Here is a 22,276-nt window from a genome sequence, read left to right on the forward strand (position 1 = left end):
TTCGCCCTATCTTTATCTTTCTCGCTGAAACGGTACCGTCCTTACAAAGGACGGCAATGCAGTTTCCACTTGCAGCGTGTGATTCAAACGTTTGCACAAACATGGCGGTTAGGATAAAATTTCATATAGAGAAAAACAGAGTTGAATAAATACTTGAAATTGTGCCGTATATTTAGTTAAGGGTAAAGGAGGCGGTATGCCTTGTCAGTACAGAAGGAAATGAAGGAACCGATTGATTACGGGGACCCGGCGGCTACCAGCGGAATCTCCGTCTTCGACCGGAGTTTCGATGAGCTGTTCAGCTATGACGGTGAGGATCTTGGCCTAACCTATTCGGCGTCCGGCTCAGCGTTCTGTCTGTGGGCCCCGACGGCCCAGGAAGCGGAGCTGGTGCTCTATCCATCCTGGAAGGATGCTGCGCAGCGGCAGATTCCCATGGTGCGTGACGTCCGGGGAACCTGGAGACTCAGCGTTCCGGGCGATCTGGACGGAATGTTCTACACCTATAAGGTGCGCATCGGTGATCTATGGAATGAAGCAGTGGACCCGTACGCCCGCGCGGTCGGCGTGAACGGGGACAGAGGGGCTATACTGGATCTGCGCAAGACCGATCCCGCGCGCTGGACGCAGGATAAGCCGCCGCTTGCGGACCCGGTGGATGCGGTGATCTATGAGCTTCACCTGCGTGACTTATCGGTTCATCCTGCCAGCGGGATTACGCATACAGGGCAATACCTGGGTCTTGCAGAAGCCGGCACCCGGGGTCCTGAGGGCATTGCCACCGGTCTTGATCATATTGGCAGTCTCGGTGTTACCCATGTGCAGCTGCTGCCTATCTATGATTATGCAACAGAGAGCGTAGATGAGACCCTTCTTATGGAGCCTCATTATAATTGGGGATATGATCCCAAGAACTACAATGCTCCTGAAGGCTCTTATGCGTCAGATCCGTATGTTCCGGGCCTGCGCATCCGGGAGCTGAAGACGATGATTCAGGCACTTCATGACCGCGGCCTGCGTGTGATCATGGATGTGGTCTACAATCATGTGTATGACGGCTTCCGCGTCAATTTCACCAAGCTGGTCCCCGGCTATTATTTGCGGTACAAGCAGGACGGGCGGTTGTCGAACGGCTCAGGCTGCGGGAATGACACTGCCTCTGAGCGGAAGATGATGTCCCGTTTCATCGTGGAGTCCGTGTTGTACTGGGCTAAGGAGTACCATATTGACGGCTTCCGTTTCGATCTGATGGGACTTCATGATGTAGGAACCATGAATGAGATCCGCTGCCGTCTGGATGAGCTGGACCCCTCGATTATGACCATTGGCGAGGGCTGGGTGATGGATACGGAACTGGCAGAAGAGCTGCGGGCCAACCAGCGTCAGGCCAATGAGATGCCGGGCATCGGGCATTTTAATGACGGCTTCCGCGATGCGGTGAAGGGAAACATATTTCTGCATGACCAAAAGGGCTTCATCGGCGGGGGGATCGGCTTCGAGCGCAATGTGAAGACAGGCATTGCCGGAGCAATCTATTATGGGCCCGGCCTTGGACAATACGCCCAGGAGCCGCAGCAGAGTGTGAACTTCGTGGAGTGCCATGACAATCATACATTGTGGGATAAGCTGGTCTTGTCTACGGCTGGAGCAGAAGACGGGCAGCGCCGTGCTATGCACCATCTGGCCTCGGCTATGGTGCTGACGAGTCAAGGGATACCGTTCATTCATGCCGGGCAGGAGTTCCTGCGGACCAAGGATGGTGTGGAGAACAGCTATAAATCGCCAGTGGAAGTGAATTGGCTGGACTGGGAACGCTGCGCGGAGCATGCTGAATCCGTAGCGTACATGAAGCAGCTGATCGCGCTGCGCGCGGCTCACCCCGCCTTCCGGCTGCGTACCGCAGAGGAGATCCGTGACCATCTGGTGTTCGAGGACGCACCGATGCAGGCGGTGGCCTTCACACTCCGCGATCATGCCGGAGGAGATTCTGCGGAGCATCTGTACGTTCTGTACAATGCCAACCCGGACGGTGCAGCCCTGAAGCTGCCCGAACTGGGAGCATGGGGCATTGTATTCGGCGAGCAGATCAGCGGGCTGGAGGGCGGCATTTTAACTGCTGCTGGAATAGGAATGATTGTACTTGCTGTAAACTAACTGATAGGTATCGCGATTATAGATAACGCGTCGAAGCAGGCTGCCGGGGCAGTCTGCTTTTTGCTGTGGCGGAAATATGCTTAATGTATGCTGAAATGACAGTAAGCAGCCAAACCAGTAAACAGAGGACGGTAAGTATCGGGAACAAGCTGATCTCAAACATAGAACAGCCAAGACTGTTCTGAACGGCTATAAACATTATGCCAATCAACCAAGCTATGCAGCCTGTATGCAGGAGCTGACGCTGTTTGCCGGGCAGTAGATTCGAATGTTCCAGCAGCCAGGCGGGTAACAGTAGGGTTTGGAGCGAATGGAGGCCAATTCCATGTAGTACAATATAATTGCCTCCAGCTCCGAAAAAACGGCCTTGTAAACTCATCATGATCAGTCCTGCGAGATTAGCTATGAATACCGACAGCAAGGCATAACGGATACCGATGATAATTACAGGGCGCGATAATGGAGCCTTCATTTTCAGAAATTGGACAGTAAGCAGGATGCCCGAGATGACAAAAGAAAGAGATACGACGCCAAATAAAGCTCCCGCAAGGATATCCACCGGTCCGCCGGCTTTAGAGAAACGGGGATTGAAGCCCCGGAAATTCTGCAGGGTTTCAATTACATAGCTGTATGAAGCAGCAGCGATAAGAAGCCGGCGAACCACTTTTCTCATGCGAACGGTAAAGCCTGCAAAGGGTAAGATCGCAGCAATGGATAACAGAAAAATTCCTAGTGCTGCTGCAAACGAGAATACATTTTTAATATTACCCTCCGGCAGAACAACTGCTCCTTGAAAGAACATATAGACAGCAGCACATCCCGCAATAACAAACCCAAGCAGTCCAAGCATAACGAGCGCTTGTTCACGCTTGAAAATAGATACGGCAGATGTCATCAATTCGTTGAACATAGTAGGCACGGTTCGATCACACTCTCAAATTTATTTATCAATCAATAAATAATTATCAAAAATAATTGCAAGCAGTAACAGATAAGATTTATCCGTTTGCTGCTTGCCCCTGATTCAATTCTTAGTCATTAGTATGGATTGTTTTATTTCTGATAAATCAAGCACCTCGGATAACGTGACCAGCAGCCCCATACTCATAAAACGGATCGTATTTTCTTCCGCATTGGGTAACCCTGCTTTCTGAAATTTGGCAGTCACTTCATCAAAAATAGTCTTATAGAGCTTAGCAGAATGTTGTTTGATCCCCGCTTCCGAGATGGTATAAGCCTGCATAACCATTAATACTTCGGAACGGTGTGTCTCCATTAAGTTGAAAAAACTGCTGCCCATCGCGCCAACCAACTGATCAGCAGGTGCCTCGACTTCCATAAAAGTGTCATGAATCCGATCGTAGGCATGTTTTAACACTGCTACATATAAGTCTTCTTTGTTGTCAAAAAAATGAAAGATGTAGGGCTGTGTAACTCCCGCTGATTTAGCTACCATGGCGGTTGTTGTCCTGTAGTAGTCATTTTCTGCAAATAAGGTCAAGGCACTTTCCATAATTTTTTGCTTCTTATCTTCCTTTGCTGCCATTGTGATCAGTTCCAATCATTTATTTATCGTGCGATAAATAAATCATATAAAAGTATGATTTTTCTGTCAATCCCAACTGATGGTCTAATCTTATTATTGGTGCAAAAAGAGCGGACTATCTCTTCGATAACCTGCTCTTTTTCTTGATTATTAGGCCATATCTGAGCAACAAATTTAAAATGGTAGAGTCAGGGCTCCCTTCTACTGGAGGACTCGGTGTTATGGACTTGACGGATGAGCTCATATTCTGGAAGGTGTAAATAATGCATTCAGTTCGCAGCAAACAACGAGAGTTAAATGTATTCTGTGCAACTAAAAACAGTGAAACGAGAGGCTTTCCTCTTCTAACTGTATTCTGTACAACTAAATCTGCCACGATGGACGGAAATCCAGATATAGAGGCATTTTAATTGCACGAAATACAGCTAAACAGAGATTCGGCGGCACATAGGGCGATTTAGTTGTACAAATTACAATTAAGCCTCACACTTGCACACTAAACGGGGCGCGATAAACCCTCAGCAAGCCATTAGTTAAAGTGATTTTCACAAGTTGAAATCTGATGGGCTACTAGGAAGGTGGTTGAAAGATACTTTGAAGCACGTTCAAGGCTGTGCGCAACTCGCTGGGGCTTCGATCAATCAGTAGCGCAATGATGGAAGACAACTGCTCGTTATTAGGTTGGTCTACCAAGAGCATGGAGAACAGATCTGTTTGGCATGCATCCGCTATTCGATGCAGCGAGCGGACGGTGACATTACGTTCCCCTCGCTCGATGGCTCCGATGGTCGTGTGGCTGGTCCCGACCAACTCAGCTAATTGTTCTTGAGTCAAGTTTTGACTGAGTCTGCATTGGCGTACCAGTTGTCCGATGCGTACTAATGTGAGGGAGTAATCCACTATGTATTCATTCCTTTCAGAAGACTGCTTGACTAAAAGTGTAGGTAAGAAAGGGATAAATAGGCAGATGGATATATGATTGAAATCAGGAATGAAATACACTTTATATGATTGAATTTATTTTATAAGATGTATATATTAATAGTTATCATTCATATAACATGTAACAGCGAGAGGCGAACCCTATGTTTCTTCTGATGATTGAGTTTTTCTTTAACAAATCACCCTGGTTTCTGGTAGTTTTAATCATTTAAATAGTCACCAAATTGCATTGTTGACCACCGTTCGATTAAGAACTACTATAATTAATATGAACATCCTAAAATATGGGTATTTCATGAAAGGGGATTGTGTCTATTTGGATGTAGAACAATCAATACGTCAGATTTTGTTGAACTACATGCGGAGCAAGAAGATGAACTACGCTCAATTTTCTGCATTCTCTGGAATTAATTCTGGATCACTTAGCCGGATACTCCAGGGGAGCAGGCCAATCTCTGTTAGGCAGTTAGAATTAATTACAGGTGCGCTGGGATTAGAGGAGGACGCTCTGTTTGATTTATATGTAGAAGAGTGTTTTGCTTTTTTCGCATCGATGCGTAGAATACGTCCGTTTATTATCAAGTGTGCGGTTCTAGGGCGTCTGGATTGTATTGAGCGGATAGTCACGCGGTTACTTGATAATTTGTCTTATGTTCCAGCGCTGTTTGATGTTGCTGAAGAACTGTTTGCTAGTAAGTATCATCAAGCTGCAGCATTGCTCTATGATAATGTGAGTAAAGCTGAAAAATTTCAGCATTCCGAGCGGTTGGCGTTTTGCCGTTATCGCTTATTTTTAGTTGAGCTAGGTAATGATTTGGAAAAAAACTATAGAGCAGCGATGGTATTTGAAGATTACGTGAATCGGTTGCATGAAGCCGATCAGTTGGAAGCACTAAAGTGCCTTATTGATGTGCTGGTTACTGTACATAAGTGGAAAAGGGTAGATGAATTAGCTGAAGAAATGCTTCGGATTTCTCAAATCCAGTATGACTTACACAACGTTAGAGAAAGTGAAAAGAAGTCTGAACGACCAGTCTACTTCTACATCTTTTATGCTTGGCTGGTTCGTTCCGCTGTATGCGAAGAATATAAGGATTACACTGGAGCATTGCAATATGTCGCTTTATATTCAGAAGGGAGGTCTTGGATACGTGAAGATGACGAGGAAGCTATATTCCTTATGAATCAATTCGTTGAGTGGGGTAAAGCCAATACATATCTGTATCGAATATGGTCTGGTGAAGCTGAGGCAGTATATGATTATGCTAATTTTGTGGCCGATCATCCGGAAGAAATCTTTGTTGCTTTGGGTAACATTGTTCAAGCGGCGAATCAATTTGGTTTCGACATTGATGACATATTGGAGCGGTTTAAGGCATTTATTCCATTTCAAGCTATCGAGGGTCAATACGGCCAATATAACAAATCAATTTTAGGAGAAAAGTATGCTCAGTTTTTAAGTGACTTGGGTGTTTATAAATTCAATAAAAGCCCGGAAAATCCGGACAATGCAATTAATCTTATATTAGAAGGATTGGATTTTTCTGTTAATATAAAAAGTGTACGGAATATGATCACCTGTATGACTCTTTTTGAACAATATCGTGATCATGCGGATCAAGAAGCGAAAAGGATATTTAAAAAACTTGTGAGTGAGGTGCATCGAATCAATGCGGAAAAAAACATGGTTCCTCTTAGTTTCGTTTAGTTGTCTTGTTGCTACTGTGGCTCCTGTTATGACTACATTAACCACAATGGGGCATGGCGTTGGCTGGGGCTAAGATATTACAACTTCATCGGTTTGCACAAAAAAAGCTTTCTCCTGAGAGAAAGCTTTTTGTATATTAAGGAGGCAATTTAAATTTGTTTCAACCATTATTAACAATAAATGGAGAGTTGTCATCTGAGTGTTGTGCAATTATTTGACATAAAAACCTAAAATATCACAGAAAGGAGATGTTGCTTTACGATGAAAAAAAGCATGCTCATACAGTTACGTATTGAACGTGCCAGGAATCGCCTTCATGCTCTTACAACAAAGCACGAGAATTTTCAGCATCCGGCTGTAATCAAGCAATCAATGGTATTGGATGAATTGATTAATCAGTACAATTCGATAGGTGAGCAAATGAAAAAGCCGATTGGGTGAACAATCGACTTTTGGGCGAGAAACTTTGTCGGGTTCGCTCGCCCCTTTAGTGTATCAGATGATTCCGAAAAACGGGACATCAAAGTCCAGGAATAAGATTCATTTTAAGCGTCCTTTGGAGGAAACTCTCCAAGGGGCGCTTTTATGTCAAGGGTTTATCCGAGCCTGCTTTAGCACGGAAACCGCCCATAAGCCCGCTTTTAATATAAATAGTATTCCCACGTAAAAAAACTACTTCATCTGTCGTAGTAATTGTGCTAAACTGAACTTAATTACTACGACAGATGAAGTAATAGGAGGCAGGCAATTGATCAGCAGTGATGTGATTAGGGGATACAACGACACGATGATCCTCTACATGCTTCTGGGCGGGGAGTCTTACGGCTATGAGATTTCCAAGAATATACGGAAGCTATCGGATGAGAAATACATTATGAAGGAGACCACACTCTATTCGGCATTCACCCGGCTGGAGAAGAACGGTTATATCGATTCCTTCTATCTGGATGAGACATTTGGCAAAAGACGCACCTACTACCGCATCACTCCCCTGGGCCTGGCCTACTACCGGGCAAAATGCGAAGAATGGCAGGTAACGCAGGAAGTTATCAACAAATTCATAAAGGAGCTGTGAGGAACTTGGATACCATCATTGGATACTTGAACAATATGTTCGCATCTTTGCCCAGAACAGAACAGATGTTTATGCTGAAGCAGGAGCTGCTTGGCAACATGGAGGAGAAATACCATGAACAGAAGAGTGAAGGGAAGTCGGAGAATGAGGCGGTCGGCATCGTCATTTCCGAATTCGGAAACATTGATGAGCTGGTAAGCGAGCTGGGGCTTGGAGAGGTTCGTAAGGAGGAAGGACTAGGGCTGCCCATGTTGGATGAGCTTGCTGTAGAGGGATTTATCGCTGCCAAAAAAAGATCCGGCCTGCTCGTAGGCTGGGGTGTAGGGCTGATTATGCTAGGCGCTGCTCTGCTTATCCTGATCTCAGGTCTGGGGGAGAACGGGTTCATGGACTCTGTATTCTCTGAGGATGCGATGAGCATGATCGGGCTGGTCTCCCTGTTACTGCTCCTCGTTCCTGCTATCGCGTTATTCATCTACAGTGGCACGAAAATGGAGAAATACAAATATTTGGAGTCCGGGTTCAGTCTGCCGTATCCGCTGGAGGCATATATTGAGCAGAGACAGTCGGCTTTTGCCGCCACCTATACGCTGTCGCTTATCATGGGGGTCTGTTTATGCGTAGTATCGCCGATTGCCATCTTTGTATCTGCTGCGTTCGGAGATGAATACAGCTCCTACGGGGTAGCCGTTCTATTGATTATGGTGGCTGTTGCCGTGTTCCTCTTTGTGTATTACGGGAATATCCGGGGGGCTTATCAGAGACTGCTGAAGACCGGGGATTTTAGTGAAGCGAAGAAGGAGGAGGACCGGTTTGTCGGTGCGGTTGCCGCTGTGATCTGGCCGCTGGTTACTTGTGTTTTTCTGGTGAGCGGTTTTGTGTTCGACCAGTGGGAGATCAACTGGATCGTCTTCCCGTTAACTGGCATTCTGTTCGGGGTGTTCAGCTCGGTCTACAATATGTTCAAGAAAAAGGATGCTGCCTGAGTCTGCTGTGCACGATTTGCCACATAACGTTAACACAAAAGGTGATATTGCTCATGTTCCCTCCCTGCGGGTAGGTGGTAATATGAAGGCATTTATTCCCCTTATTATAACCGTGCAAGAGCCTGTACCGGGGTGATATGAAGCCCCGTTATAGCCTCTTGCTTCGCTGCTTTACAGTGACAGAATAACGGACGGTGACAGAAGAGTGTGTTTCTTTTTGGAGCCGGGTGTGGGCATGAATGCCGTCTATTACCTTTCGGCGGCCAATCAGAGAGACTCGGAGGATGACAGGGATGGGTAAAACAACCGGATTTATAGAATATCAGCGGCGCACGCCTGCTGAATGCGAGCCGCTGGAGCGGATTAAGAACTGGAATGAATTCTCGGTTCCGATGGAGGAAGAACAGCTGCGTGAGCAGGGTGCCCGCTGTATGGATTGCGGAACACCGTTCTGCCATGTCGGGCGTATGTTGTCAGGGATGGCCAGCGGCTGTCCGCTGCATAATCTGATTCCAGAGTGGAATGACATGGTCTACCGCGGCAACTGGCAGGTTGCGCTGAAGCGCCTGCACAAGACGAATAACTTCCCGGAATTTACGGGACGCGTCTGCCCTGCGCCTTGTGAAGGCTCTTGCACAGTAGGGAAGAACGGTGATTCGGTAACGATTAAATCGATCGAGAAAGCGATTGTAGATAGAGGGTTCGCGGAAGGCTGGATCGTTCCTGAGCCGCCGCTTACCCGGACAGGCAAGAAGGTTGCCGTCGTAGGCTCCGGCCCTGCCGGGCTTGCCTGCGCTGCCCAACTGAACAAGGCGGGACACAGTGTAACGGTCTATGAGCGGGCTGACCGGATCGGCGGACTGCTGACCTACGGTATTCCGAACATGAAGCTGGATAAGAAGAAGGTGCAGCGCCGGGTAGATCTGCTGGCTGCGGAAGGCGTGACCTTCGTCACCCGGACCGAGATCGGCAGAGATATTACAGCGGCTCAGTTACAGGAGGAACATGATGCAGTGGTTCTCTGCGGCGGATCGACCAAAGCGCGTGATCTGCCGCTCGAAGGCCGCGGGCTGCGCGGCATTCATCAGGCGATGGAGTTCCTGACGCTGAACACGAAGAGCCTGCTGGATTCCGAACTGGCTGACGGAGAGTATCTGTCCGCGGCAGGCAAGGATGTTGTCGTTATCGGCGGCGGAGATACGGGGACGGACTGTGTAGCCACTTCGATCCGCCACGGCTGCCGCAGTGTGATCCAACTGGAGATTATGCCGCAGTCACCGTTGACCCGCCAGCCGGGGAACCCGTGGCCGGAATGGCCGAAGGTGCTGAAGGTGGACTACGGACAGCAGGAGGCGGCTTCGTTATATGAAGAAGATCCGCGCCGCTATTTGGTCAATACCAAGCGCTTCGTGGGCGATGCAGGCGGACATGTGCAGGAGCTGCATACAGTGCGTATTGAATGGAAGCGTACGGAAGACGGGCGGATGGCCCCGGTAGAAGTGCCGGGCAGCGAAGAGGTTGTTCAGGCGCAGCTCGTGCTGCTGGCGCTGGGCTTCACCGGACCGGAAGAGACGGTGCTGGAACAGCTTGGCGTGGAGCGCGATGAGCGCTCCAACGTGAAGGCAGAGTTCGGCGCGCAGGCAACGAATGTGGAGGGCGTCTTCACAGCCGGCGACATGCGGCGCGGCCAGAGCCTTGTGGTCTGGGCGATTAACGAGGGCCGCCAGGCTGCCCGCGAGGTAGACCGCTTCCTGATGGGCTCGTCCAATCTGCCTTGAGGCTTGCTGATTAAGTAAGTTGCAAGTAGACGCTAAGGCAAGCGTTACCCTTCAAGGAATGTCTCTTCTAGAGAGGCCCTGTTACGGGGCGCCCTGGCAAGAAACGTCCTGTTACGAGAGGCTCTGTTACGGAACGCCCTGTTACGAGAAGGCCTGCTAAAAGACGCCCGTCAGGGCGTCTTGCTTTGCGTTCATCCGGCTGAGGCGTTTACAATGGAGGCAGGCTTTTACCCGGATATTCTAGTCTTATCTTACGTGCGCTGTGATGCATCCGATTTTTGTATATAGTACAATTTTGGTTTAACGATATGCGGCATATAGGTGGATTGTTGTACAAACTGCAGGATTTATAATGTATTTTCGCTGCGAGGAGAAGGAATCCTGCCTTTTATGCAACAATAGCTGATTTGTGCCGGAATGGTGCGCGGAATGTTGCATTTAGGGCAGGATTTTATAGAGAGTCACAGCAGTTGTTCAACCTATATGGATAGAGAGGAAGCGTAAGAATGAAGCTGATGTTCATTTCCGATATTCACGGATCACTGTACTGGCTGGAACAGGCGCTGGCGAAGGCGGACGAGGAGCAGCCGCACACGCTGGTTATTCTGGGGGATTTCCTGTATCACGGACCGAGGAATCCGCTGCCGGAGGGGTATAATCCGCAGGGGGTCGCCGACAGGCTGAATGCTTACAGCGAATCGGGCAAATCACTGGCGGCGGTAAGAGGTAACTGTGATGCCGAGGTGGATCAGATGCTGCTGCACTTCCCGATGATGGGCGACTATGTGCTGATTCTACATGAAGGCCGCAAAATCTTCGCCACCCACGGGCATGGCTTCAGCATCGACAATTTACCGGCGCTCACCCCGCAGGATGTGTTCATTCAGGGGCATACGCATCTGCCTGTGGCAGAGGTGAAGGACGGCATTACCCTGCTCAACCCCGGATCGATCGCGCTGCCCAAGGAGAACAATCCGAATTCCTATGGCATTCTGGAGAACGGGGAGTTCAGCATTAAGGATTTTGAGGGGAATATAATCAAGCGTATCACTCTGTAAAATCGATTCATCCCTGAGGTTCTCTGATTGTAGTCTCGCAATCTCTCTGATTAGAGTCTCACAGTTTTTCTGATTACAGTACCGCAGATTATTATGCTTCTATGGCAGTCCCTCTGGATATTTCCAGAGGGATTATTGCTGCGCAGCAATTGAGCCCAGCAGCATATTCATGTATGATGGGTGAGGAGCTTGCGGGGGAGATCCCGGGCTTCAAAAACTAAACAGCAGAGGTAACTAAATGATGCATCCACGTGATTTACACTATACAATGCCTGCCGAATGGGCCAAGCATGAACGGACCTTCATTTCCTGGCCGGTGAAGGACTCGATGGTACACCCTGATAATCATGAAGCGGTTAGCGGGGGCTATGCCGAGATTATCCGCGCGATTGCCGAATTCGAGCCGGTGACGGTTATCGTCAATCCGGATGAGCTGGAAGCTGTTGAGGAATTAGCACTTGGCGCTAACGTGACGCTGCTCCCGATCCGGCACAATGATGCCTGGCTGCGGGACAATGGGCCGACCTTCCTCTCGGGTCCTGACGGCAAGCTGGCCGGGGTCAACTGGAAGTTCAATGCCTGGGGCGGCAAATATTCGCCTTGGGATCTCGATGATGAGGTGGCTCCGCAGATTCTGAAGCACCTGGAGGTCAATGCGTTCGATGCTCCGCTGGTGATGGAGGGCGGCTCCATTCATACAGATGGCGAGGGCACCCTGCTGACCACAGAGGAATGCCTGCTGAATACGAACCGTAATCCTGAGCTTAGCCGCGAAGAGATTGCTGATTATGTCAAGCAATATACCGGGACCGAGTCCATCATCTGGCTGAAGCGCGGCCTCAGCGGGGATGAGACGGACGGGCATGTCGATAATATCGCCTGCTTCGCGGCACCGGGTAAGGTGATTATCCAGGTCTGCGAGGACCCGCAGGATGAGAACTATGCGATTACGCAGGAGAATCTGCGTATTCTGGAGCAGACGGTTGATACCAAAGGCCGGAAGCTGGAGATTATCCGCATCCAGCAGCCGCCCCGCGTGGACTTCGAGGGCAGCCGCCTGACGCTGAGCTATCTGAATTTCTATTTCGTGAACGGCGGAATTATCCTGCCAGTCTTCGGCGGTACAGCGGCTGAAACGGACAAGCTGGCTGAAGAGACGCTGGCCGGGCTGTTCCCGGACCGTCGCATCCGTACCGTGAACGGAATGGCCGTGATCGGCGAAGGCGGGAACGTGCATTGCACCACCCAGCAGATGCCTGCGGTGGATTAGACTGAGATCCAACCAAGGAGGAACAACCATGAGACAAGTAAAAGTAGCCGCGACGCAAATGAGCTGTTCCGGCGACATTGATGAGAATATCCGCAAAGCGGAGACACTGGTTAGAGAGGCGGCTGCCCAAGGCGCGCAGATTATTCTGCTGCAGGAGCTGTTCGAGACGCCGTATTTCTGTCAGAAGGAGAAGTCGGATTACTATGCCTATGCTACGGAGCTTGAGCAGAACAAGGCGGTGAACCACTTCAAGGCTATCGCCAAGGAGCTTGAGGTGGTGCTGCCGATCAGCTTTTATGAGAAGAAGAATTATGCGCGGTACAACTCGCTGGCGGTAATTGATGCGGACGGAACCGTGATGGGCAAATACCGCAAGAGCCATATTCCTGACGGTCCAGGCTATGAAGAGAAATTCTACTTCAACCCGGGCGATACCGGCTTCAAGGTGTGGAATACCCGTTATGCCAAAATCGGAGTCGGTGTATGCTGGGACCAATGGTACCCGGAAGCTGCCCGGGTGATGAGCCTGATGGGGGCGGAGATTCTGTTCTATCCTACAGCCATCGGCTCGGAGCCGCAGGACGGGTCGATTGATTCCAAGGATCACTGGCAGACCTGCATGCTCGGTCATGCTGCCGCTAACCTGATTCCTGTCGTGGCCTCCAACCGGATCGGCAAGGAGACTGACGAGGATTCCAGCATTGATTTCTACGGCTCGTCATTCATTGCTGGTCCGCAGGGCAACAAGATTGTCGAAGCCGGACGGGATGAGCAGACCGTGCTGGTCAGCGAATTCGATCTGGATGCTCTTGAGGTAGGACGGATTGAATGGGGGATCTTCCGTGACCGCCGTCCGGAGCTGTACCGGATGATTGCTTCGTATGACGGTGATCTGACCTTCTAACTTATGCGCTAATATGTATTGACCAATTCAGTAAGCAGCCAAAATGCTACCGGGGAGCTCTCTCCGGGACGTTTTGGCTGCTTTTTTGCATGATATGTTACAATATATCGATAATAGTGTCATATTATATTACATGAATGGATAAAGTTAATTGTCATCATTACTTTAATCTGATAAAATCTCCTTAAGTTATTTTACAAATAAGTAGGGGGATTGGAGAATGGGAATCCGAAAAAAGTGGGCGATGTCAGGTATGGTGGCACTCCTGGTCTTGGCAATAGCGGGTTGTGGCTCTGATAATGATGCAAAAGGCGGCAGTGCGGACGGGAAAAGCCTCAAAATCGCTACTGATGCCAGCTATGCACCAATGGAGTATATGGATACCGATACGATCAAGGGCTTTGACATTGATTTCATCAAGGCGGTAATGGCGGAGGCCGGCATCGATTACACGCTCACCAACACAGGCTGGGATACCATGCTGACCAGTGTGAAGCAGGGCACTGAATATCAGGCGGGCGTATCCTCGGTATCGATTACAGATGAGCGCAAGGAAACCTATGACTACTCTATCCCTTATTTCGAATCTACGAACATGATCATGGTGAAGGAAGGCAGCGACATCAAATCCGCCCTGGACCTGAAGGGGAAGAAGGTTGCGGTTCAGGCGGCTACGACAGCAGATGAGCTGATGAGCGGCATTATGGGCGTCGACAACGGCAACCTGAAGCGGTTCGACAGCAATGCGGTAGCGCTGATGGAGCTGAACGGCGGCGGGGCGGATGCGGTGGTCGCGGATATCGCCATCGTGAACGAATACATCAAGAACAACCCGAAGGAGAAGCTGACAGGCATTATCGACAAGGAGAATTTCGGCTCCGAGTACTACGGTATCCTGTATCCGAAGGGCAGCGAATGGAAGGAGAAGCTGGACCCGGCGATCAAAAAGGTCATCGAGAACGGCAAATATGCGGAGATCTACAAGGAATGGTTCGGCGAAGAGCCGGACACGGCGGCGCTTATGAACGCGAAGTAGCCTAAGAACCGCAACAACTAAGCATGCGTAATGATTGCTATTGCGCGTGCTTCTTTTTTTGAGTAAGTCAGAAGCAGAAGAGAAGGGAAGAATTCTATGGATTTCAGATTCGACATCATCGTTCATTATTTACCGGTTTTGCTAAAAGGGACCTTGTTCACCATCGGCGTATCGCTGGTCTCCATTCTGTGCGGCTCCTTGCTGGGGCTGATTATCGGTTTCGGTAAAATGGCGCCCAAATGGTATTTCCGCTGGCCCTTCCATGCCTATATCAACATCTTCCGCGGTACGCCGCTCTATGTGCAGATTCTGATCGTCCATTTCGGCCTGATCCCGTTGTTCTACGGCAAAACCTACGTACTGATGAGCGCATTCGTGGCGTTGTCGCTCAATTCCGCCGCCTATTCTGCGGAGATCTTCCGCGCCGGTATCCAGTCCATCGACCCCGGACAGCGGGAAGCGGCCCTGTCCCTCGGAATGACCCGGCAGCAGGCGATGCGCTTCATTATTTTGCCCCAGGCGATCAAACGGATGGTTCCCGCGTTCGGGAATGAATTCATTGTGCTGGTTAAGGATTCCTCGCTGCTGGCGCTGATTGCCGCCCCTGAGATTATGTACTGGAGCAATACCATGAAAGGCCAATACCTGCGGATCTGGGAGCCGTATCTGACCGCTGCACTGATCTATTTCATTCTTACTTATTCGCTCAGCAAGCTGCTTAATTATATTGAACGGAAGGTGTAACCCCTATGGAACCGATTATTTCAGTCAAGCATCTGTACAAATCATTCGGTGCCCATCAGGTACTGACGGATATCAGCGTCGACATTCACAGCCGGGAGGTTGTGGTCATCATCGGGCCTTCGGGCTCGGGCAAATCGACCTTTCTGCGCTGCCTTAATCTGCTGGAGCAGCCGCAAGCGGGCGATATTATCATTGGAGGCACTTCCTTGATCGCCAAGAGCACAAGGATTAACGATATCCGTACCGAGCTGGGGATGGTCTTTCAGCAGTTCAATCTGTTTCCGCACCGGAAAGTGATCGAGAACATCATGCTGGCCCCGATGAAGGTGCGGAAATGGACGGCGGATCAAGCGAGGCAGAAGGCATTAGAGCTGCTGCAGAAGGTGGGTCTTAGCGAGAAGGCGGAGATGTACCCTTCCTCGCTCTCCGGCGGTCAGGCCCAACGGGTGGCGATTGCCCGGGCGCTGGCGATGGAGCCGAAGATCATGCTGTTCGACGAGCCGACCTCGGCCCTGGACCCCGAGATGGTGGGCGAGGTCCTGGCGGTTATGAAGGAGCTGGCCCGCGAGGGGATGACCATGGTTGTGGTGACCCATGAGATGGGCTTCGCCCGTGAAGTGGGGGACCGGGTGCTTTTTATGGAGCAAGGGGCCATAGTCGAGCAGGGTGCGCCGGAGCAGTTGTTCGGCAGCCCGTCGCATGAGCGTACACGGGAGTTTCTGTCCAAGGTGCTGTAAGAATCGCCCAAAGTAGAATATTGTTATTTAATCGGTTATATTAGAAGAGTAAGAAATAGGCAATAAGTCCAAGCGTGAATAGCTGCCCAGGGTGGCGGGGAGGAGGCTCGGGGATATCTTTTTTTAAAGTATAAGGATGACAGCGGTTCTGCATAATGATTTATCCTTATATTTCCGGCAGACAAGGATAGGGTGCTTAATAAGACCGCATAGGCTTTCTGCTGGTCATAATTCCATAATGATAGAAGGAGAATACGATGAGCACATTTAAAAATTGGCTGAATACGACAAAAAACGGACTGACAGAACAGGTTAAGAAATTTAAAAATAAAGACTTCATGAATGCTGTAGTGGCAGGCTGCGCACTGGTGGCTGCGGCTGACGGCAAGATTGAGGAATCCGAGAAGAACAAGATGGCGGGGTACATGAATCTCAGCAATGAACTTAAGGTATTTGATATGAGAGATGTCATCGCCCAGTTTAATTTCTATGTGAGCAACTTCGAATTCTCGCCCGAAATCGGCAAGCAGGAAGCGCTCAAGGCGATTGCAAAGTTCAGCAGCAAACCGGAGATTGGCCGCGTTATTGTAGGCGTATGCTCCGCGATTGGTGCGGCTGACGGTGACTTCGATGAGCATGAGAAAGCGGTTGTGCGGAATATCTGCAATGTGCTGTCACTTAGCCCTAGTGAATTCAGCCTGTAATTACAGGCTGGATTCCATTTGCTAATTAGGTGAAACTTTAGGCGATTCATCGCCGTATCACTGATGTAACACCCGCAAGCACACTTCTATCTGGAAACGGAGGTACTTCAAGTTGGCTGGAATTAATCTGGTAAAAGGTCAGAAGATCGATTTAACCAAAGGCAATGCCGGACTGTCTAACGTAATTGTAGGACTGGGTTGGGACCCTGCCGAACCGGCAAGAGGATTCTTTGGCGTCAAGAAACAGGCGAACGTGGACTGCGATGCCTCAGCGCTGCTGCTGAATGAGAACGGCAAGCTGACCAATAAGCTGAACCTCGTCTGCTTTCACAACAAACAGAATACGAACAACTCCGTGGTTCACTCGGGAGATAACCTGACGGGTGAGGGAGACGGGGACGACGAGCAGATTAATGTGAATCTGAAGTCGATTCCTGCCGATGTCCATAAGGTTCTGGTTGTAGTCAACATCTACGATGCTGTGAACCGCAAGCAGGATTTCGGGATGATCAAATCTGCGTATATCCGCATTATTAATGCGGCAGGCAACGCAGAATTGGTTAAGTTTAATCTGACAGACAATTATACAGGCTTCACGGCACTGATCTGCGGTGAGTTGTACCGTCACGGCGATGAGTGGAAATTCGCCGCCATCGGTGAAGGCGCCCACGCAGCGCATATCAATCAGCTGGCAGAACGCTATATCTAAATCCAATTTGAGAAAAGAGGGCTCTATTCATGGCTATCAACTTATCCAAGGGACAAAAAATCGATCTGACCAAAACCAACCCGGGCTTATCCAAAATCACAGTCGGCCTAGGATGGGATACGAATAAATACGATGGCGGTAAGGACTTTGACCTTGACGTTTCCGTGTTCCTGACCAATGCCAGCGGTAAAGTAGATAAAGAAACCAACTTCATCTTCTTCAACAACAAGCAGAACGAGAACGCATCTGTCGTTCACACCGGCGATAACCGTACAGGAGAAGGCGACGGAGACGATGAGCAGGTTCAAGTCGATTTGCTTAATGTTCCTGCAGATGTGGACAAGATTGCCTTCACCATTACCATCTATGAAGCAGAGTCCAGAAGCCAGAACTTCGGACAAGTCTCCCGTTCTTATGTGCGTATCGTTAACGATGCGAATAGTGAGGAACTGATCCGCTTTGACCTGGGTGAAGATTTCTCCGTTGAAACAGGCGTAGTTGTCGGTGAATTGTACCGTAACGGCGCAGAATGGAAATTCAACGCGATCGGCAGCGGCTACAAGGACGGTCTGGCCGGCTTGACCCGTGATTACGGCCTGCAATAAGACTCTGACATTACGGGAATTAAATCTGTAAGGAAAGAGGGTTTTTGACAGTGACGATCAGTCTTTCCAAAGGACAGCGGATTGATCTTACCAAGACGAATCCGGGTCTGACCAAAGTTGTAGTAGGACTGGGCTGGGATACAAACAAGTATAGCGGCGGCAAGGATTTCGACCTCGATGCATCAGCATTCCTGCTGCATGAGGACGGCAAAGCCAAAAGCGAAAATGACTTTGTATTCTATAACAACCCGACTGGCGGTACAGGCTCTGTAACCCATACAGGCGACAACCGTACAGGTGAAGGCGACGGGGATGATGAACAGATCATCGTAGACTTCAGTCTGGTGCCTGCGAATATTCAGCGTATCGGGATCACGGTCACGATCTATGATTATGAGACCCGGGCGCAGAACTTCGGACAAGTCTCCAATGCTTTTGTCCGCGTTGTAGATGCATCCAGCGACCGTGAGGTTCTGCGGTTCGATCTGGGCGAGGATTTCTCCACCGAGACGGCTGTAGTCTTCTGTGAATTCTACCGCCAGGGGGCGGATTGGAAATTCCAGGCGATCGGCAGCGGCTTCGCCGGCGGACTAAGCGCATTATGCAAAAACTACGGGCTGGACGCGCAATAAGAGCTTCAAAGGCGGGATCATCATCGATCCTGCCCTTTTTATACACAAAATCTGATAAGTTGCGCTCTTATCCATGTATAAAGGTGGCGTAAGAATGAATACAGAAGTAGTCAAAGGGCAGAAAGCAGACCTGACCAAAGGGAGCCCGGGGCTCCGCAGCATTACGGTTGAGATCGGGTGGAAAGCTCCGTCTTCCATGGATATTGATGCTTCCGCATTCCTGCTTGGAGCTGGCGGTAAAGTGGGCAGTGACGATGATCTGATTTTTTATAATAACCCGTCTACTCCCTATATCACCTATAAGGATGTGCCGGGGACGGCTTCGGGCGGATTGAAGCAGTTCGAGGTCTCGCTGGAGCGGATTCCGGCAAACATAGTGAAGATTGCCTTCACCCTTACTCTGTATGACGGAGAAAACCGCAAGCAGATGTTCGGACAAATGAGCGAAGCGGAGTGCCGGGTCGTAAATCAGGCGACAGGTGCGCAGCTTCTGCGGTGTAACCTCGGAAATCAGTTCTCTGTGGAAACGGCTGTTGTAGTTGGAGAATTATATAGACATGGTGAAGAATGGAAATACAGTGCGATTGTTGCGGGCTTCTCGGGCGGGCTTAAGGCGCTCTGCGGCAACTACGGCATAGAAGTTGAGGATGAGCCTGCACCGGCACCGAAGCCGCAGGAACAGACGCCGCCGGGACGCCCGCCGCTTCAAGTGCCGCCGCCCCGCGCGGAGTCATCCAGACCGAATATTGTGATTCCGCCACCGCCTGCACCGGCACCGCCTAAGCAGGAGGCTGCTCCCGCACCGGCGCTGAATCTCAATCTGAAGAAGATTGAGCTGAAGAAGAAGGGCGATTCGATTAACCTGAAGAAATCCGCCTCCGGACTGGGTGAGCTGTTGATTAACCTCAACTGGAACCAGAAGCAGGGCGGAGGGCTGTTCAGCCGTAACAAGGGCGGGGTGGATCTCGATCTGGCCTGTCTGTATGAGCTGAAGAACGGCAGCAAAGGCGTGGTGCAGGCACTGGGCAATGCGTTCGGTAACCTGCAGCAGCAGCCTTATATGATGCTCGATGGAGATGACCGGACCGGCTCCGTAACATCCGGCGAGAATCTGCGTATAAACGGAAGTAAGGTTGCCCAGATCGAACGGATTCTGGTGTTTGCCTTTATTTACAAAGGAGTTACCAACTGGTCTGAGGCGGATGGAGTGGTTACCCTGAAGCAGGATGGAGGACCGGATATTATCGTTAATCTGGACGAGCATAACAACCGTAAAGGCATGTGTGCCATCGCGCTGATCCGGAATGTGGACAATGAGACCTTCAGTATTGAACGGCTCGTGCAATATTTCAGCGGTCACCGGGAGATGGATGAGGCTTATGGCTGGGGGCTTCGCTGGGTAGCGGGAAGCAAATAATTTGATATTACCGGAGGCGCAAGTGGAATGGACTGGTTCAGTGATTTTTTTAGGAGTATCGGTGAGAATTACGGGCATTTCTTCTCATGGAGTGATATTGCAGGAACGCTCTCCGACCCTGTCAGCTGGGGAATTATCGGAAGTCTGATTCTGCTGGAGGGTCTGTTGTCCGCTGATAACGCGCTTGTACTGGCGGTTATGGTTAAGCACCTTCCGAAGGAGCAGCAGCGTAAGGCTTTGTTCTACGGGATACTCGGCGCTTATTTATTCAGATTCCTGGCGATTGGTCTGGGGACCTATCTCGTCAAATTTACGCTGGTTAAGGTGCTCGGGGCCTTGTATCTCTTCTATATTGCCTACAAAGGGCTGTTCAAGGGCAGCGGTGAAGATGGCGAGATTAAGAATAAAGGTGCCTCTTTCTGGAAGACGGTCCTTCTGGTTGAATTAATGGATATTGCCTTCAGTATTGACAGCGTGGTAGCAGCATTCGGTCTTAGTTCTGAAGTCTGGGTACTCTTCCTTGGCGGTATTCTCGGCGTACTGATGATGCGCGGTGTGGCACAGGTGTTCCTCAAGCTGATCGCAAGATATCCTGAACTGGAACAAACGGCATTCCTGCTTATTGCACTGATTGCCGGTAAAATGCTTGCCGGAGCCTTCGGCTATGAATTGCCGCATGTAATTTTCTTCGGTATTCTAATTGCGGTGTTTGCAGGTACTATCGTGTATAGCGCAAGCAAACGGAAGAAGGCCGAGAACCACAAAGCCTGATTCACCTCTGCTTCATATTTTTATCCTTATAGCTGTGCAGGAAGGCGCGGGGTTCACGGGAAGGGTGGACTCCGGCGCGCCTTTCGGGTAATCGTAATAGGTGTTTATAGCATGGCCTTTGCTTGGGTTCAAAGAAAGCCGGATACCGTCCCCGAGAGGACGGCATAGCTGGTTCTGCTCGAAGCCAAAGGCCATTTGTATTGTGCTGGCACAACATTAAGGGGGAAGGGCTTTGAGATATTTCGATTACCTCACACAAGAACAGGAAGCCTCATTATTCCATGTTCCGCCGGTTTCATTTGATCATACTACCCGTAAGGATTTACTGGCTTATGCCGTCGGAGCAGCCCTGTATATGCCGGCCACCCGTGCCAGTGTTGCCGAAGATATTATTAAGCTGAGAGCCTCGGGGCTTATCACGGTAATCATAGATTTGGAGGATGCCATCGGGGACGGTGAAGTGGATTATGCCGAAGAGTCCATCGTCAGGCATCTGGCGTTCCTGTCCGCTTATGCGGAGAATGAGCCGGACCAGCTCGGCAGTCTTCCGCTGCTGTTCATCCGCGTACGTAACCCTGCACAGCTAAGAGATCTGATTTTCCGGCTGGGATCATTAATCACCATGCTGACCGGCTTCGTCTTCCCCAAATTCTCCGTAGAGAACGGTACAGATTATTTCGAGGCTATTGCCGATTACAATGACACACGCAGCTATTCCGCCCCGGTGCTGTACGGGATGCCGATTCTGGAGAATGCGCCGATCATCTACCGGGAGAGCCGGATGGACACTCTGCTTGGGGTCCGGGATCTGCTCGGGCAATACCGCGAGTATGTGCTGAATGTCCGGATTGGGGCGACGGACTTCTCCAGTCTGTTCGGACTGCGGCGCAGTCCGGATATCAGTATTTATGACCTGACGCCGATCCGTGACTGCATGTCGGATATCATTAACGTATTTGGCCGTGTAGAGGAAGGCTACGTGATCTCGGGACCTGTGTGGGAGTATTTTGCCAGCAAAGGACACCGTGTCCTCCGCCCGCAGCTGCGGGAGACGCCCTTCGAGGATACCTACGGCAAGCATGGCCGCGAGATGCGCAATAATTTCATCTCCAGCTCGATGGACGGACTGATCCGGGAAGTGATTCTGGACAAGGAGAACGGCATTGTGGGCAAAACTATTATCCACCCCTCCCACCTCAGACCGGTGCAGGCCATGTATACTGTAATGCATGAAGAGTATGTGGACGCCTTAAGTATTGTAGACAGCAACGATGGCAGCCGCGGCGTGTTCAAGAGTGAATATTATAACAAAATGAATGAAATCAAGCCTCATTTGAACTGGGCCAGACGAATTTTATTACGATCTCAAATATACGGGGTGTTACATGAACAACAGCATTTTGTCGGATTACTACCCGAGAACGAATACACACACGTTTAATATCGTCGAGAATCTGCAGGTTACGGTAACAGAAACCTCGAATCCTTTTCATATGCCTG

22 protein-coding genes are annotated in these 22,276 nt (G+C 50.0%); 19 read left to right on the forward strand and 3 right to left on the reverse strand.

The genetic code is table 11. The features are described from left to right. Positions 1-201: 201 nt before the first annotated feature. The gene (gene pulA, locus C162_RS16415) at positions 202-2,154 is read left to right on the forward strand and encodes a type I pullulanase (protein ID WP_036695586.1); all 1,953 of its coding nucleotides are present in this window, start codon (positions 202-204) and stop codon (positions 2,152-2,154) included. Between the two features lie 16 nt (positions 2,155-2,170). On the opposite strand, the gene C162_RS16420 is transcribed toward pulA, so the two are convergent. From C162_RS16420 to C162_RS37620, 3 genes are all read right to left on the reverse strand, one after another. After that, positions 2,171-3,064 carry a hypothetical protein gene (locus C162_RS16420; RefSeq protein ID WP_036695587.1) on the reverse strand — a complete coding sequence of 298 codons (894 nt, stop codon included), beginning with the start codon at positions 3,062-3,064 and terminating at the stop codon, positions 2,171-2,173. 114 nt (positions 3,065-3,178) lie between these two features. Beyond that, positions 3,179-3,700 carry a TetR/AcrR family transcriptional regulator gene (locus C162_RS16425; RefSeq protein ID WP_036695588.1) on the reverse strand — a complete coding sequence of 174 codons (522 nt, stop codon included), beginning with the start codon at positions 3,698-3,700 and terminating at the stop codon, positions 3,179-3,181. A gap of 570 nt (positions 3,701-4,270) precedes the next feature. Continuing rightward, positions 4,271-4,702, reverse strand: a complete 432-nt coding sequence (locus C162_RS37620; RefSeq protein WP_442792445.1) for a helix-turn-helix domain-containing protein — start codon at positions 4,700-4,702, stop codon at positions 4,271-4,273. Between the two features lie 256 nt (positions 4,703-4,958). On the opposite strand from C162_RS37620, the gene C162_RS16430 reads away from it, so the two are divergent. From C162_RS16430 to C162_RS16515, 18 genes are all read left to right on the forward strand, one after another. Then, the gene (locus tag C162_RS16430) at positions 4,959-6,350 is read left to right on the forward strand and encodes a helix-turn-helix domain-containing protein (protein WP_051493580.1); all 1,392 of its coding nucleotides are present in this window, start codon (positions 4,959-4,961) and stop codon (positions 6,348-6,350) included. A 261-nt stretch (positions 6,351-6,611) separates the two neighbouring features. Then, positions 6,612-6,791, forward strand: coding sequence for an aspartyl-phosphate phosphatase Spo0E family protein (locus C162_RS16435; RefSeq protein ID WP_036695589.1), 180 nt, complete (start codon positions 6,612-6,614; stop codon positions 6,789-6,791). Positions 6,792-7,098: 307 nt separating this feature from the next. Beyond that, complete coding sequence (locus tag C162_RS16440) at positions 7,099-7,425, forward strand: PadR family transcriptional regulator (protein ID WP_036695590.1); 327 nt, start codon at positions 7,099-7,101, stop codon at positions 7,423-7,425. Positions 7,426-7,430: 5 nt separating this feature from the next. Next, the gene (locus tag C162_RS16445; protein WP_036695591.1) at positions 7,431-8,411 is read left to right on the forward strand and encodes a permease prefix domain 1-containing protein; all 981 of its coding nucleotides are present in this window, start codon (positions 7,431-7,433) and stop codon (positions 8,409-8,411) included. A gap of 293 nt (positions 8,412-8,704) precedes the next feature. Beyond that, positions 8,705-10,189: a glutamate synthase subunit beta gene (locus C162_RS16450; RefSeq protein WP_036695592.1), complete on the forward strand. Its 1,485-nt coding sequence runs from the start codon at positions 8,705-8,707 to the stop codon at positions 10,187-10,189. 506 nt (positions 10,190-10,695) lie between these two features. Then, the gene (gene yfcE / locus C162_RS16455; RefSeq protein ID WP_036695593.1) at positions 10,696-11,247 is read left to right on the forward strand and encodes a phosphodiesterase; all 552 of its coding nucleotides are present in this window, start codon (positions 10,696-10,698) and stop codon (positions 11,245-11,247) included. A 241-nt stretch (positions 11,248-11,488) separates the two neighbouring features. Next, the gene (locus C162_RS16460; RefSeq protein WP_036695637.1) at positions 11,489-12,517 is read left to right on the forward strand and encodes an agmatine deiminase family protein; all 1,029 of its coding nucleotides are present in this window, start codon (positions 11,489-11,491) and stop codon (positions 12,515-12,517) included. Between the two features lie 28 nt (positions 12,518-12,545). Further along, a complete protein-coding gene (gene aguB, locus C162_RS16465) occupies positions 12,546-13,421 on the forward strand; it encodes an N-carbamoylputrescine amidase (RefSeq protein ID WP_036695594.1) in 876 nt (291 codons plus the stop codon). A gap of 220 nt (positions 13,422-13,641) precedes the next feature. Next, entirely contained in the window at positions 13,642-14,457 is an 816-nt protein-coding gene (locus tag C162_RS16470; protein ID WP_036695595.1) for a transporter substrate-binding domain-containing protein, read from the forward strand. A gap of 96 nt (positions 14,458-14,553) precedes the next feature. Next, positions 14,554-15,201: an amino acid ABC transporter permease gene (locus C162_RS16475; protein WP_036695596.1), complete on the forward strand. Its 648-nt coding sequence runs from the start codon at positions 14,554-14,556 to the stop codon at positions 15,199-15,201. A gap of 14 nt (positions 15,202-15,215) precedes the next feature. After that, positions 15,216-15,938 carry an amino acid ABC transporter ATP-binding protein gene (locus C162_RS16480; protein ID WP_036695638.1) on the forward strand — a complete coding sequence of 241 codons (723 nt, stop codon included), beginning with the start codon at positions 15,216-15,218 and terminating at the stop codon, positions 15,936-15,938. 257 nt (positions 15,939-16,195) lie between these two features. After that, a complete protein-coding gene (locus tag C162_RS16485) occupies positions 16,196-16,642 on the forward strand; it encodes a tellurite resistance TerB family protein (protein WP_036695597.1) in 447 nt (148 codons plus the stop codon). Positions 16,643-16,754: 112 nt separating this feature from the next. After that, a complete protein-coding gene (locus C162_RS16490; RefSeq protein ID WP_036695598.1) occupies positions 16,755-17,351 on the forward strand; it encodes a TerD family protein in 597 nt (198 codons plus the stop codon). A 29-nt stretch (positions 17,352-17,380) separates the two neighbouring features. After that, a complete protein-coding gene (locus C162_RS16495; protein ID WP_036695599.1) occupies positions 17,381-17,956 on the forward strand; it encodes a TerD family protein in 576 nt (191 codons plus the stop codon). Positions 17,957-18,006: 50 nt separating this feature from the next. Continuing rightward, positions 18,007-18,588 carry a TerD family protein gene (locus tag C162_RS16500; protein WP_036695600.1) on the forward strand — a complete coding sequence of 194 codons (582 nt, stop codon included), beginning with the start codon at positions 18,007-18,009 and terminating at the stop codon, positions 18,586-18,588. Between the two features lie 94 nt (positions 18,589-18,682). Further along, positions 18,683-20,005: a TerD family protein gene (locus C162_RS16505; RefSeq protein WP_036695601.1), complete on the forward strand. Its 1,323-nt coding sequence runs from the start codon at positions 18,683-18,685 to the stop codon at positions 20,003-20,005. A 27-nt stretch (positions 20,006-20,032) separates the two neighbouring features. Next, positions 20,033-20,776 (forward strand): TerC family protein, encoded by a 744-nt coding sequence (locus C162_RS16510; protein ID WP_036695602.1) that lies wholly within the window; start codon positions 20,033-20,035, stop codon positions 20,774-20,776. A gap of 232 nt (positions 20,777-21,008) precedes the next feature. Beyond that, the gene (locus tag C162_RS16515; RefSeq protein WP_051493581.1) at positions 21,009-22,217 is read left to right on the forward strand and encodes an HpcH/HpaI aldolase/citrate lyase family protein; all 1,209 of its coding nucleotides are present in this window, start codon (positions 21,009-21,011) and stop codon (positions 22,215-22,217) included. The last annotated feature ends 59 nt before the right edge of the window (positions 22,218-22,276 follow it).

The organism is Paenibacillus sp. FSL R7-269 (assembly GCF_000517865.1).
Classification (GTDB): Bacteria; Bacillota; Bacilli; order Paenibacillales; family Paenibacillaceae; genus Paenibacillus_AQ.

Excerpts from the sequence above, each read along its gene's own strand:
- C162_RS16420 (WP_036695587.1), bottom strand. The coding sequence starts at position 3,064 with ATGTTCAACGAATTGATGACATCTGCCGTATCTATTTTCAAGCGTGAA.
- C162_RS16425 (WP_036695588.1), bottom strand. The coding sequence starts at position 3,700 with ATGGCAGCAAAGGAAGATAAGAAGCAAAAAATTATGGAAAGTGCCTTG.
- C162_RS16470 (WP_036695595.1), top strand. The coding sequence starts at position 13,642 with ATGGGAATCCGAAAAAAGTGGGCGATGTCAGGTATGGTGGCACTCCTG.
- C162_RS16510 (WP_036695602.1), top strand. The coding sequence starts at position 20,033 with ATGGACTGGTTCAGTGATTTTTTTAGGAGTATCGGTGAGAATTACGGG.
- C162_RS16495 (WP_036695599.1), top strand. The coding sequence starts at position 17,381 with ATGGCTATCAACTTATCCAAGGGACAAAAAATCGATCTGACCAAAACC.
- C162_RS16485 (WP_036695597.1), top strand. The coding sequence starts at position 16,196 with ATGAGCACATTTAAAAATTGGCTGAATACGACAAAAAACGGACTGACA.
- C162_RS16475 (WP_036695596.1), top strand. The coding sequence starts at position 14,554 with ATGGATTTCAGATTCGACATCATCGTTCATTATTTACCGGTTTTGCTA.
- C162_RS16505 (WP_036695601.1), top strand. The coding sequence starts at position 18,683 with ATGAATACAGAAGTAGTCAAAGGGCAGAAAGCAGACCTGACCAAAGGG.
- C162_RS16435 (WP_036695589.1), top strand. The coding sequence starts at position 6,612 with ATGAAAAAAAGCATGCTCATACAGTTACGTATTGAACGTGCCAGGAAT.
- C162_RS16460 (WP_036695637.1), top strand. The coding sequence starts at position 11,489 with ATGCATCCACGTGATTTACACTATACAATGCCTGCCGAATGGGCCAAG.
- yfcE (WP_036695593.1), top strand. The coding sequence starts at position 10,696 with ATGAAGCTGATGTTCATTTCCGATATTCACGGATCACTGTACTGGCTG.
- aguB (WP_036695594.1), top strand. The coding sequence starts at position 12,546 with ATGAGACAAGTAAAAGTAGCCGCGACGCAAATGAGCTGTTCCGGCGAC.
- C162_RS16450 (WP_036695592.1), top strand. The coding sequence starts at position 8,705 with ATGGGTAAAACAACCGGATTTATAGAATATCAGCGGCGCACGCCTGCT.